Below are 12,091 nucleotides of genomic sequence, written 5' to 3' on the forward strand. Positions count from 1 at the left end.
TTATTTACCTTCCTTTTTTTCTACAGAACGGCACATTGGGAAGCCAAGCGCTTCACGTGACGCGTAGTACGCTTCTGCAACAGCTTTAGTCAGGTTGCGGATGCGAAGGATGTAACGTTGGCGCTCTGTTACAGAGATAGCTTTGCGCGCATCAAGGATGTTGAATGCGTGACCTGCTTTTAGAATGCGCTCGTAAGCTGGAAGCGGCAGTGGCTTCTCAAGCTCAAGTAGCTCTTTACACTCTTTTTCGCACTGGTCAAAGAAAGTGAATAGGAAATCTACGTCTGCGTGCTCGAAGTTGTACGTTGATTGCTCAACTTCGTTTTGGTGGAAGATGTCACCGTAAGTCACGTTAGAACCGTCTGGTGCTACGTTCCATACAAGGTCGTAAACTGAGTCTACTTCTTGGATGTACATTGCTAGACGCTCGATACCGTAAGTGATCTCGCCAGTTACAGGCTTACACTCAAGGCCGCCAACTTGTTGGAAGTAAGTGAATTGAGTCACTTCCATACCGTTTAGCCATACTTCCCAACCAAGACCCCATGCGCCTAGCGTTGGGTTTTCCCAGTTGTCTTCTACGAAGCGAATATCGTGAACAAGCGGGTCGACACCAAGAACTTCAAGAGAGCCTAAGTACAACTCCTGGATGTTATCTGGAGAAGGTTTTAGAGCTACTTGGAATTGATAGTAGTGCTGCAGGCGGTTCGGGTTTTCACCGTAACGACCATCGGTCGGACGACGAGAAGGTTGAACGTATGCCGTAGACATTGGCTCTGGGCCAAGTGCACGTAGACATGTCATTGGGTGAGAGGTGCCAGCACCTACTTCCATATCTAGTGGTTGAACAATGGTACAACCGTTTTGTGCCCAGTAATCCTGCAGCGCGAGGATCATTCCCTGGAAGGTTTTGATATCGTATTTTTGCATAGTCAGGTTCGCGCGATTCTTTTAAATGAATGAGAAAAATAACCTCTGAGTATACCGAGATATTGGTAAAGCGAGTAGGGGTAATCTTGTTTAATTAGTGGTCTAAAATGTCGTTTAGTGGATTTTTTTGCCTTTAATGTTTGTTTTTCGGCACAAGTGGATATTTTGATAACTTTGACACTTGTGTTTGAAAGCGTGGGTGATTAAAATTTCGCGGTCTTTGGGGAGTAGCTTACTTATTCATATCCTATTGAATGAGTTCGTCCGTCAACATAATTGATGCAAAATCATCATGGCGTTCGAGGCAACCACCACCTTTGGTGGCGCTTAGCAAGACCTTAGACAAGCATCGTGAACCGGGATGGGGCGCGAGGTTTGTCTTTGGTTAAATATAATAATCTCCGTCCCAAATGAGCATGTCGTGAGCGTTTTAGCAATTTCAATTACAACTGTCGCCTTAGCCGAGATCGGTGATAAGACTCAGTTGTTATCCCTTTTATTAGCCAGTCGATATCGAAAACCGATACCGATTATTGCCGCTATCTTCTTTGCCACAATTGCCAATCATGCCCTTGCTGCATGGCTCGGTGTTGTGGTCGCGGATTACTTATCTCCTGAAGTGTTGAAATGGGTGCTGGTGGTCAGTTTTATCGCTATGGCGGGCTGGATTCTTATTCCGGATAAACTGGACGACGATGAAGCCATCTCTAACCGTGGTCCGTTTGTCGCCAGTTTTATTGCTTTCTTTATTGCTGAGATTGGCGATAAGACTCAGATTGCGACCTCCATTCTAGGGGCCCAATATTCTGATGCATTAACGTGGGTGATTCTGGGTACTACCATTGGTATGTTGCTGGCGAATGTGCCTGTGGTGATCATTGGTAAGTTATCGGCAGATAAGATGCCTCTTGATCTGATTCGCAAGATCACTGCTTTGTTATTCGTGGGTTTGGCTATCGCAGCGGCTTTCTATTAAGCGGTGGTATTGAGTCTCATTATACTCAGTCAGTAGAATAATGTGTTGTAGGTCATACTCTTACAGTATTGTCAGGTTTATCGATCGAATGGACATATAACTGTCATACTTGTCATGATATTTTAATCTTGTGAGTTAAGAACACGAGGGCATGATTATGTTGACGCGTTATATGGGTATCACTCCACAAAGCCAAAGCTATCTATTTACCTTTGGTCTTGCACTTACACTATTAGGCATGGTGTTGACGGACATGTGGCTACCAATGGTGGCTGGTTCGATGATCATGACCGGGCTTGCAGTAGAAGCCTGGATTCGGGTCGCGCATATTATTCCTATGCGAAAAGATATTCGAGAAATTCAGCATCAGCTTGAACATCTGCAAAACAAGTCTAGAAACGAATAAACAAAAAGCCGCTCGTACTCTGAGTTCTGTTTAAGAACATAAGGTACGAGCGGCTTTTTTGATGCTTGATATTTAGGTGAGGCGTTATGCCTCCAACCCTTTTCTTATCAAATATTGGTAAGGCAAAGCTTCAGTCGCTTGGCCGACTAACTGATGATCCATAAAACGACAAAAGCTCGGAATATCACGAGTTGTCGAAGGGTCGTCAGCTTTTACCAGTAACACATCGCCATCCTGCATGTTTCTAATTGTCTTCCTGACCATCATTACTGGTTCTGGGCAACGCAGGCCTTCAGCTTCTAAAGTATGGGTTGCCAGTTCAGGTTTGAATGTCATGGTTTGTATCTCTATATCTATCTAACGAGTGAATAATACGTCTGCAGAAAAAATATGCAATAAGTGCTTGGCAAGTGGAGTCATTTCCTATAACTTAATTAACAAGTTGATAACAACTTGAAGCAAAGGCAACTAGCTAAGGAGTGGCGATGTTGACAGGATTAGATAGATTAACAATTTATTCAGTTCTCTGTTTTATTTCTTTTTGTGCGTTAGTACTACGCTCATCGACAGAGACCTCACTGATGCCAATATTTGGCATAATAGCAACGATTATTGGTATTTGGGTAGAGATGCGCCGTTGGCAAGGCATAGCCGAAGAGCAAGAACACTAACCCGAATACAACAGCGAATTCCGATACGACAACATTCCGACACTATCCCCAAATTTTCTTGGGCTTCCCCGCGTAATTGCGGGATTTTTTTTATCTAAAGCATGCTATAAACAACGTAGTGATCAATGACAATTGTATACAGCTAGGTAAGTGGCGTGGAATTAGAAGACATCTATCGTAGAGACCTTAATTTATTGGTCGCCTTAAAGGTATTGATTGAAGAAGGCAGTGTTAGTCAGGCTGCGATTCGGCTTAACTTAAGCCAATCAGCAACCAGCCGTGTATTGGGACGACTTCGAGAGTTACTCAATGACCCTCTGTTTACACGCCAAGGTCAGCATCTTATTCCCACCAAGAAAGCACTCGAAATCAGTCAACGTATTGATCAACCTTTAGAGTCATTCCGCCAACTGCTTAGCCCGAGTAATTTTGACCCTTACTATTGCAGTGAGCGTTTTCTGATCGCAACCACCGACTACGCGATGCAAACCATCTTGCCGTATGCGTTACCTAAGATTTACGAGCAAGCGCCTAATATTTCTTTGGAATTTGCGCCGCTGCAGCATGAGCATTTGTTTAAGCAACTCAGCACCGAACGTGTCGATATGGCTATTTGTCGCCCGAGTGGCAGCATCGCACCACTTCATCAAGAAGTATTGGGGCCGGTCGGTGTGTCGTGTTTGTTATCTAAAAATCACCCTTTAGCCGATCGATCGTTAAGTCTTGAAGATTATGTTTCTTTACCTCACGCGATGATTGCGATCAGTGATGGTGTTAAGGCTTTACTCGATAACGCTTTAGCTAATCAACAGCCTCGCAAAATGGTGCTGCGTGCTTATCACCTTGAAGCGGCATTGGCGATTGTCGATAGAATGCCGTTGGTGATCACTGTGCCTGCCGATTTGGCTTATTTGGTTGCTGAGCGTTATGACTTGGTCGTCAAGCCGTTGCCATTTGAGTTTATGCCGTTTGATTACTCATTGATTTGGCACTCACGTTGCGATTCTTCAGCTTCGCAACAATGGTTAAGAAGAGTGGTTAAAGAGGAGTGTGGCGAATTGATTCAAAAGCGTATTGCGGATGTTGGCTTAGGTTAACTGAGGTTTAGCTTTGGTTTACTCGATCCTAATGACAAAAACACAAAAGGGCTGATTACTATCAGCCCTTTGTTATTTTGGGTTATCCAAATCTAAAGCTGTTGCTTAAAGTTTGATAACTTTATGTTTGAGAATCTATAGTTTAATGACTACGCGACCAGTGATTTGACCGTTAGTGATGTCTTCTGCTGCTTGAATTGCACCGTCTAAAGACACTTCTTTGGTTGCTTGCGCGTAGAAAGATTCAGGTAGCAATTCCGCTAGTTGTTCCCACGCTTTAATACGTTTTTCACGAGGGCACATTACCGAGTCCACACCTTGTAGGCGAACGTTACGTAGAATGAATGGCATTACCGTGGTTGGTAAGTCAAAACCGCCTGCTAGACCACACATTGCAACCGCACCGTTGTAATCAATTTGCGCCAATACTTTTGCAAGTACTTTGCTACCTACAGTATCGATAGCACCAGCCCACAGTTGTTTCTCAAGTGGCTTCGCCGGTTCTTCTAGTTCAGAACGCTCTACAATACGTGTTGCGCCTAGTGATTTTAATAGCTCGCCATTTGCAGAAGCACGACCAGTCACAGCTGCGACTTTGTAGCCCAGTTGGTTTAGTAGAGTGATAGACACGCTGCCTACGCCGCCACTTGCACCTGTTACTAGGATTTCACCGTCTTCTGGTTTGATGCCAGCATCTACAATAGCTTGAACACAAAGCATTGCTGTAAAGCCTGCTGTACCAATAGCCATTACTTTTTTAGCGTCTAGACCCGATGGCATTGGCACTAACCAATCACCGTTTAGGCTTGCTTTCTCCGCCATGCCGCCCCAGTGGCCTTCACCAACACCCCAGCCAGTTAGAACAACTTCGTCGCCCGCTTTGTAGCGTGGGTCTTCAGATTGTGAAACCACACCAGAAAGGTCGATACCAGGAACCATAGGAAAGTTACGAACAATGCGTCCTTTACCTGTAATCGCCAAACCATCTTTGTAGTTCAAAGAAGAGTAACTTACATCAACCTTCACGTTACCTTCAGGTAATTGAGACTCATCAATTTGAGAAACTGACGCGATAGTTTTTTTGTCTTCTTGGTTTAGTACAAGTGCTTTAAACATGATCTGCTCCGTGGGAGGAATATTAGGAAACTGAAGTAACTTTAGTTGAATCACCGAAGAAAAAATAATGAAACATCAACATTGAGTCTATGCATTTTGTGCATAGATGTGGGTGGCGCTTTTTCTCTTGCTAAGTTCGCTGAACGAATCGATACATTATTGGACGCCGAGCAATAAAAAGTGCAGCTATATAAATATAGCTGCACAAAATATTACCCTACAAGTATTACAATCAACGAGCGCTATGGGCGTTCAAATACCGTTGCAATACCTTGGCCTAAACCAATACACATGGTTGCTAAGCCGTATTTCACGTCTTGTGCTTCCATTAGGTTAATCAGGGTTGTTGAGATACGAGAGCCAGAACAGCCTAGTGGGTGACCCAGTGCAATGGCACCACCGTTAAGGTTTACTTTCTCGTCAACCACATCCAGTAGACCTAGATCTTTCGCACATGGAAGAGATTGAGCAGCGAATGCTTCATTCAACTCAATAACACCCATATCTTCAATCGTTAAGCCTGCACGTTTCAGTGCTTTCTTGGTTGCTGGTACTGGGCCGTAACCCATGATAGAAGGGTCGCAACCTGCAATAGCCATAGACTTCACGCGAGCACGAATCTTAAGGCCAAGCGCGTTGGCTTTTTCTTCACTCATGATCAACATTGCAGAAGCGCCATCAGACAGTGCTGATGAAGTACCTGCTGTTACCGTGCCATTTGCTGGATCGAATACTGGGCGAAGCTGAGACAGGCCTTCTACAGTAGTTTCAGGGCGAATTACTTCATCATAATCCAGAGTGAACAGTGAACCGTCTGCCGCGTGAGCTTCTGTTGGTAGGATTTCATTCTTGAAACGACCTTCAACCGTTGCTGCTTGAGCTCTAGCGTGTGAGCGTGCTGCGAATGCGTCTTGATCTTCACGGCTAATACCGTGCATTTTACCAAGCATCTCAGCCGTTAGACCCATCATTCCTGCTGCTTTTGCTACGTGCTTAGACATGCCTGGGTGGAAATCAACACCGTGGTTCATTGGCACATGGCCCATGTGTTCTACACCACCGATCAGGCAGATTTCAGCATCGCCAACCATGATAGAGCGGGTTGCATCATGCAGAGCTTGCATAGATGAGCCACATAAACGGTTGACCGTTACCGCACCAATCTCAATCGGGAGACCAGCAAGCAAAGCAGCGTTACGTGCGACGTTGAAGCCTTGCTCTAGCGTTTGTTGTACACAACCCCAGTAAATGTCTTCAATTTCGACAGGGTTTACTTCTGGGTTGCGCTCTAAAATGCCTTTCATCAAATGTGCCGACAGATCTTCAGCACGAGTGTGACGGAAAGCTCCACCTTTGGAACGTCCCATTGGGGTGCGAAGGCAATCAACAACAACTACATTATTCATTTTGCTATTCCTTTTCCAAATGTGGGTTACAGAGAACTGGCTTGTTGGCCGTCGTAAAAGCTTTCGCCTTTCGCTGCCATATCAAGCAATAGTTGAGGAACTTGGTACATTGCACCTAAGTCTTGGTAGCTCTTCGCCATTTCAACGAAGTTACCAATACCCACACTGTCTAAGTAGCGGAATACGCCGCCTCTGAATGGAGGGAAGCCTAAACCGTAAACTAATGCCATATCCGCTTCTTGCGGTGTAGCAATGATGCCTTCTTCTAAACAAAGCACCACTTCGTTGATCATTGGAATCATCACACGCTGGATAATGGTCTGGTCATCAAAGTCTTGTGGCTGTTGGCATACATCAGCCAGGATAGGAAGAATGTCTTCTGAGAAGGTTTTCTTAGGACGACCGCGTTTGTCTACGCTGTATGTGTAGAAACCACTACCGTTCTTCTGACCGTATTTTTCAGCGATGTAAAGCGCGTCAATCGCATCACGGCCTTCTTTACCCATACGCTCAGGGAAACCTTGCGCCATTACTGCTTGTGCATGGTGTGCTGTGTCTAAACCAACAACGTCGAGCAGATACGCAGGGCCCATTGGCCAACCGAACTTACGTTCCATGACTTTATCTATTTTAGTGAAGTCAGCACCGTCGCGTAGCAACATGCTGAAACCGCCAAAGTAAGGGAAAAGTACACGGTTTACGAAGAAGCCAGGGCAGTCATTAACAACGATTGGGGATTTACCCATTTTGGCTGCGTAAGCAACTACGCGATTAATGGTTTCTTCTGAAGTATGCTCGCCACGGATGATCTCAACCAAAGGCATGCGGTGTACAGGGTTAAAGAAGTGCATGCCACAGAAGTTTTCTGGGCGCTTTAAAGATTTCGCCAGCAGGTTGATCGGAATCGTTGAGGTATTTGATGTTAGAACCGTGTCTTCACCAACTAGGCCTTCAACTTCACTCAGTACTGCTGCTTTTACTTTCGGGTTTTCTACAACCGCTTCCACAATCACATCAGATTGTTCAACACCAGCATAATGCAAGCTTGGAGTAATAGAAGACAGAATACCTGCCATCTTGAATCCATCTAGGCGACCGCGTGATAAACGTTTATTCAATAGCTTAGATGCTTCGTTCATACCAAGATCAAGAGACGCCTGTGCGATGTCTTTCATCATTACTGGCACGCCTTTCAGCGCAGATTGGTAAGCAATACCGCCACCCATGATGCCAGCACCGAGTACGGCAGCACGCTCAGTTGCTTTATTTGCAGATCTACCAGCCTGTTTTGCTAAGCCTTTAATGTATTGGTCATTAAGGAATAAGCCAACAAGAGCTTTTGCTTCTTCTGATTTCGCTAGTTTAACGAAGTGTTTACGTTCGATGTCTAATGCCGCATCGCGATCGCTACGTGCTGCTTCTTCAATAGCAATAACTGAAGTAATTGGCGCTGGGTAATGAGGGCCTGCTTTTTGAGCTACAAGGCCTTTAGCCATGGTAAAGCTCATCATTGCTTCTAACTTACTCAGTGATAGCGCTGATGTTTTTTGTTTACGACGTAGCTGCCAATCGATTTTTTCATTTGCAGCCAGTGAAACAGTATTAATCGCTGACTCTAATAGTTTGTCTGTATCAACAATCGCATCTAACAAGCCAATCTTAAGCGCTTCATCTGCGCGGCATGCTTTGCCTTGCGTGATAATTTCCATTGCGCTGTCTGCACCGATAACACGAGGTAGGCGCACACAACCGCCAAAGCCAGGCATGATACCCAGTTTTGTTTCTGGTAGACCTATGCTGGTGGTTTTGTCACCAATACGGAAGTCCGTTGCGAGTACGCATTCACAGCCACCGCCAAGAGCATGGCCACGCATCATTGAAAGAGTTGGTACAGGAAGATCTTCGAGCTTACTAAAGATTGAATTAGCGAATCTTAACCATTCATCAAGTTCTGCTTCTGGCTTAGCAAATAGGCCAAGAAATTCAGTGATGTCTGCGCCTACAATGAACGCGTCTTTGTTTGAAGTTAAGATTAAACCACGTAATCCTGCGTGAGCATTAAGAGCATCTAACGCTTTGTCTAGTGATTCTAAAGTAGCGAGGTCGAGTTTGTTTACAGAGGCCGGCGCGCAGAAGCTTAGTTCAGCGATACCATCTTGTAATTCCTTTACCTGTAGGGTGTTAGCTTGGTAAATCATTGTCTATCTCCATGACATACAATCCACGATTGTTTGAGAGAATCTTGTTATCTTTCTATTATTGTAGAACACCTGGTAAGACCAGTTATCTTAGTCTGTACCTCTGCCTGATTAATTTCAATACATTTTTTAAACAATTGTTTAACATTGTGCGATAGCACAGATCCTCTAACCGTTATTATTCACGCGTGATACACTTCGCCGCTCTTAATAATTAAGTCAACGATATGAATGAACAGCCCTATTTAATACCGTCAGCATCGGCTCTGTTTGAAGAAGAGATTAAAAAGAGCGTATTCATTACTCAGCTTGCTCATACACCAAGTGTAGAAGTTGCTAAACAGTTCGTAGAGCAGGTAAAAAAAGAGCATTCTTCAGCACGACATAATTGTTGGGGGTTTGTGGCAGGGCGACCGGAAGACTCTATGAAATGGGGTTTTAGTGATGATGGCGAACCTTCCGGTACCGCTGGTAAGCCTATCTTGGCGCAGTTATCGGGTTCAGGTGTTGGTGAATTAACGGCTGTTGTGACTCGTTATTCTGGCGGAATCAAGCTCGGAACGGGTGGTTTGGTTAAGGCTTACGGTGGAGGAGTACAACAAGCTCTCAAGCTGCTTCAAACTATCGAGAAAAAAATAACCACAAAATTACGGCTAGAGTTAGACTATAGCTTCGTGCCAATTGCACAATCTATTATGGCTCAGCATCAGGCTGTTGAGGTCCAAGCGGATTATGGTGTTCAAGTTGAGCTTATCATTGAGATAGAGCTCCTGCAGGTAGATTCGTTTACCCAGACCATGATCAATAAAAGCGGTGCCAAGGCACTGGTAACGAAAGTTAAAGACAACTAGGAAGTTTGAAGCATTTCGCTTCGTTCAATAGCTCATGCAATTTCGCTCAATTATTCGAATCGTCGGATTATTATTAGCACTTTTTAGTGTATCAATGCTCGCACCTGCGCTCGTCGCACTTATCTATAGAGATGGTGCGGGTGTGCCATTTGTGACGACTTTTTTCGTTCTATTATTCTGTGGGGCAACTTGTTGGTTTCCCAACCGACGATATAAACATGAGTTGAAAGCGCGTGATGGCTTTCTTATTGTTGTGTTGTTTTGGACGGTAATCGGCAGTGCGGGCGCATTGCCGTTTTTGATCGCCGATAACCCGAACGTTTCGGTTACCGATGCTTTCTTCGAATCGTTTTCTGCATTAACAACTACAGGTGCAACAGTTATTGTTGGCCTCGATGACCTACCTAAGGCAATTCTATTTTACCGCCAGTTCCTGCAATGGTTCGGTGGTATGGGTATCATCGTATTGGCGGTCGCCATCCTTCCTGTTCTCGGTATTGGTGGTATGCAGTTATATCGAGCTGAAATCCCAGGCCCAGTCAAAGACAGTAAGATGACTCCGCGTATTGCTGAAACTGCGAAAGCACTTTGGTATATCTACCTGAGTTTAACTATTGCCTGTGCCGTGGCGTTTTGGCTTGCCGGTATGAGTTTCTTTGATGCTATCAGCCATAGCTTCTCTACGATTGCGATTGGTGGCTTCTCGACTCACGATGCGAGCATGGGCTATTTCAACAGTCCTGCTATCAACATGATTACGGTCGTGTTCCTCCTTATATCAGCATGTAACTATTCACTTCACTTTGCGGCATTTGCTTCAGGTGGTGTGCATCCTAAGTATTATTGGAAAGATCCTGAGTTTCGCGCCTTTATCTTTATTCAAGTTGTACTGTTCTTAGTTTGTTTCTTATTGCTACTTAATCATCACTCTTACGATTCGTATTACGATGCTTTCGATCAAGCGCTGTTCCAGACAGTATCTATTTCAACAACCGCAGGCTTCACCACCACCGGTTTTTCTGAGTGGCCACTATTCTTGCCCGTTTTGCTTCTGTTCTCTTCCTTTATTGGTGGGTGTGCAGGTTCAACAGGCGGTGGTATGAAAGTCATTCGAATCTTATTGCTTACTCTGCAAGGTGCTCGTGAAATGAAGCGCCTTGTTCATCCCCGTGCTGTCTATACCATCAAGGTTGGCGGGTCAGCATTACCACAAAGAGTCGTGGATGCGGTTTGGGGCTTTTTCTCTGCGTACGCATTGGTTTTTGTGGTTTGTATGTTGGCTCTTATTGCTACAGGGATGGATGAGCTAAGTGCTTTTTCTGCTGTGGCGGCGACATTGAATAACCTTGGCCCTGGTCTTGGTGAAGTTGCAATGCATTTTGGCGATGTAAATGACAAAGCAAAGTGGGTGTTGATCGTATCTATGCTGTTTGGGCGTTTAGAAATATTCACCTTATTAATTTTATTGACCCCTACGTTTTGGCGTAGCTAAGGACATATTGTGGCAAAAGCTCTATTTTTGTATTCAAGCCGTGAAGGTCAGACCAAGAAAATCTTGGACTATATAAAAGAAGAAATGAATGAGTTCGAATGTGAGCTTCAAGATCTGCACACTATTGGTAATGTCGACTTTGCTCAATACGATAGAGTGTTGATTGGCGCTTCTATTCGTTATGGCCACCTTAATAAGAAGCTATATCAGTTTATTGATGCCAACCTTGATCAGCTGCAATCAAATAAGGTTGCCTTCTTTTGCGTTAACTTAACGGCTCGTAAAGAAGATCAAGGTAAAGATACCCCCGAAGGTAGTGCTTATATAAAGACGTTTCTTAAAAAATCACCATGGCAGCCAACTTTAATCGGTGTATTTGCTGGTGCACTCTATTACCCACGCTATAACTGGTTCGATAAAACGATGATTCGCTTCATTATGAACATGACAGGTGGAGAAACGGATACAACCAAGGAAGTTGAGTACACGAATTGGGAAAAAGTCTCTTTGTTTTCTGAAAAACTGCAGAGTATGTAAGAGAAAAGCCTACTTTTGAGGCGTTTTGCGTTCTTTTTAATCGAACGAATAGAAAAACGCAAAAAACTCAAAAAAGGGCTTGCCAGTGTGATCGAAATCTCTATAATGCGACCTCGTTGAAACGGAAAGGCTTCTTAGGAAACCATAACGAATCAGCAAGCCAAATTAGCCAAGCTAAACGCTTGAAAGAAGTTTTGAAAATAGTGGTTGACACTAAAACTTAAATCGCTAAAATGGCCGTCCGATTTGAGCGAAGCTCAAAAAGGAAAAGCTCTTTAACAATTTAAACCTATCAATCTGTGTGGGCACTCGTTGATGAATATCAAAACGTTATTACTTAGGTAGTAACAGTTACTTCGGTAACAAACTTGATTTCAATGAACTGAGTGACCAATACGAATAACTTCGGTT

The 12,091-nt window shown here is 44.2% G+C and carries 12 protein-coding genes; 7 read left to right on the forward strand and 5 right to left on the reverse strand.

What is annotated here, in order from left to right; all coding sequences use genetic code 11:
- Entirely contained in the window at positions 1 to 930 is a 930-nt protein-coding gene (gene glyQ / locus OCV36_RS00045; RefSeq protein WP_017073808.1) for a glycine--tRNA ligase subunit alpha, read from the reverse strand.
- Between the two features lie 421 nt (positions 931 to 1,351).
- Between glyQ and OCV36_RS00050 the strand changes: the two genes are divergently transcribed.
- Both OCV36_RS00050 and OCV36_RS00055 read left to right on the forward strand, forming a co-directional pair.
- Complete coding sequence (locus tag OCV36_RS00050) at positions 1,352 to 1,906, forward strand: TMEM165/GDT1 family protein (RefSeq protein WP_017073807.1); 555 nt, start codon at positions 1,352 to 1,354, stop codon at positions 1,904 to 1,906.
- A gap of 151 nt (positions 1,907 to 2,057) precedes the next feature.
- Positions 2,058 to 2,312, forward strand: a complete 255-nt coding sequence (locus tag OCV36_RS00055) for a hypothetical protein (protein ID WP_004736676.1) — start codon at positions 2,058 to 2,060, stop codon at positions 2,310 to 2,312.
- An 84-nt stretch (positions 2,313 to 2,396) separates the two neighbouring features.
- On the opposite strand, the gene tusA is transcribed toward OCV36_RS00055, so the two are convergent.
- Complete coding sequence (gene tusA / locus OCV36_RS00060) at positions 2,397 to 2,648, reverse strand: sulfurtransferase TusA (RefSeq protein ID WP_017055492.1); 252 nt, start codon at positions 2,646 to 2,648, stop codon at positions 2,397 to 2,399.
- Positions 2,649 to 2,797: 149 nt separating this feature from the next.
- Between tusA and OCV36_RS00065 the strand changes: the two genes are divergently transcribed.
- Together OCV36_RS00065 and OCV36_RS00070 are read left to right on the forward strand one after the other, a co-directional pair.
- Positions 2,798 to 2,983 (forward strand): hypothetical protein, encoded by a 186-nt coding sequence (locus OCV36_RS00065; protein WP_017073805.1) that lies wholly within the window; start codon positions 2,798 to 2,800, stop codon positions 2,981 to 2,983.
- Between the two features lie 155 nt (positions 2,984 to 3,138).
- Positions 3,139 to 4,080 (forward strand): LysR family transcriptional regulator, encoded by a 942-nt coding sequence (locus OCV36_RS00070; RefSeq protein ID WP_135458819.1) that lies wholly within the window; start codon positions 3,139 to 3,141, stop codon positions 4,078 to 4,080.
- 135 nt (positions 4,081 to 4,215) lie between these two features.
- Here OCV36_RS00070 and acuI read toward each other — a convergent pair whose 3' ends face one another.
- The 3 genes from acuI to fadB form a co-directional block, all read right to left on the reverse strand.
- The gene (acuI, locus tag OCV36_RS00075) at positions 4,216 to 5,196 is read right to left on the reverse strand and encodes an acrylyl-CoA reductase (NADPH) (RefSeq protein ID WP_135458821.1); all 981 of its coding nucleotides are present in this window, start codon (positions 5,194 to 5,196) and stop codon (positions 4,216 to 4,218) included.
- A 242-nt stretch (positions 5,197 to 5,438) separates the two neighbouring features.
- On the reverse strand, positions 5,439 to 6,602 hold the full coding sequence (fadA, locus tag OCV36_RS00080) for an acetyl-CoA C-acyltransferase FadA (RefSeq protein WP_016784138.1): 1,164 nt from the start codon (positions 6,600 to 6,602) through the stop codon (positions 5,439 to 5,441).
- 26 nt (positions 6,603 to 6,628) lie between these two features.
- Positions 6,629 to 8,800 (reverse strand): fatty acid oxidation complex subunit alpha FadB, encoded by a 2,172-nt coding sequence (gene fadB, locus OCV36_RS00085; RefSeq protein ID WP_135458823.1) that lies wholly within the window; start codon positions 8,798 to 8,800, stop codon positions 6,629 to 6,631.
- Between the two features lie 227 nt (positions 8,801 to 9,027).
- Between fadB and OCV36_RS00090 the strand changes: the two genes are divergently transcribed.
- From OCV36_RS00090 to hemG, 3 genes are read left to right on the forward strand one after another with little or no spacing between them, the layout of a single operon-like run.
- Complete coding sequence (locus tag OCV36_RS00090; protein WP_102552457.1) at positions 9,028 to 9,651, forward strand: YigZ family protein; 624 nt, start codon at positions 9,028 to 9,030, stop codon at positions 9,649 to 9,651.
- Between the two features lie 34 nt (positions 9,652 to 9,685).
- On the forward strand, positions 9,686 to 11,143 hold the full coding sequence (locus OCV36_RS00095) for a TrkH family potassium uptake protein (RefSeq protein WP_010433127.1): 1,458 nt from the start codon (positions 9,686 to 9,688) through the stop codon (positions 11,141 to 11,143).
- A gap of 9 nt (positions 11,144 to 11,152) precedes the next feature.
- The gene (gene hemG, locus OCV36_RS00100; RefSeq protein ID WP_017073800.1) at positions 11,153 to 11,680 is read left to right on the forward strand and encodes a menaquinone-dependent protoporphyrinogen IX dehydrogenase; all 528 of its coding nucleotides are present in this window, start codon (positions 11,153 to 11,155) and stop codon (positions 11,678 to 11,680) included.
- Positions 11,681 to 12,091: the final 411 nt, after the last annotated feature.

It is taken from the genome of Vibrio echinoideorum, assembly GCF_024347455.1.
Lineage (GTDB): Bacteria > Pseudomonadota > Gammaproteobacteria > Enterobacterales > Vibrionaceae > Vibrio > Vibrio echinoideorum.

What these genes read in the sequence shown, in the direction of transcription:
- OCV36_RS00055 (WP_004736676.1), top strand. Translation starts at nt 2,058, where the DNA reads ATGATTATGTTGACGCGTTATATGGGTATCACTCCACAAAGCCAAAGC.
- fadB (WP_135458823.1), bottom strand. Translation starts at nt 8,800, where the DNA reads ATGATTTACCAAGCTAACACCCTACAGGTAAAGGAATTACAAGATGGT.
- OCV36_RS00095 (WP_010433127.1), top strand. Translation starts at nt 9,686, where the DNA reads ATGCAATTTCGCTCAATTATTCGAATCGTCGGATTATTATTAGCACTT.
- tusA (WP_017055492.1), bottom strand. Translation starts at nt 2,648, where the DNA reads ATGACATTCAAACCTGAACTGGCAACCCATACTTTAGAAGCTGAAGGC.
- fadA (WP_016784138.1), bottom strand. Translation starts at nt 6,602, where the DNA reads ATGAATAATGTAGTTGTTGTTGATTGCCTTCGCACCCCAATGGGACGT.
- OCV36_RS00065 (WP_017073805.1), top strand. Translation starts at nt 2,798, where the DNA reads ATGTTGACAGGATTAGATAGATTAACAATTTATTCAGTTCTCTGTTTT.
- OCV36_RS00090 (WP_102552457.1), top strand. Translation starts at nt 9,028, where the DNA reads ATGAATGAACAGCCCTATTTAATACCGTCAGCATCGGCTCTGTTTGAA.
- acuI (WP_135458821.1), bottom strand. Translation starts at nt 5,196, where the DNA reads ATGTTTAAAGCACTTGTACTAAACCAAGAAGACAAAAAAACTATCGCG.
- glyQ (WP_017073808.1), bottom strand. Translation starts at nt 930, where the DNA reads ATGCAAAAATACGATATCAAAACCTTCCAGGGAATGATCCTCGCGCTG.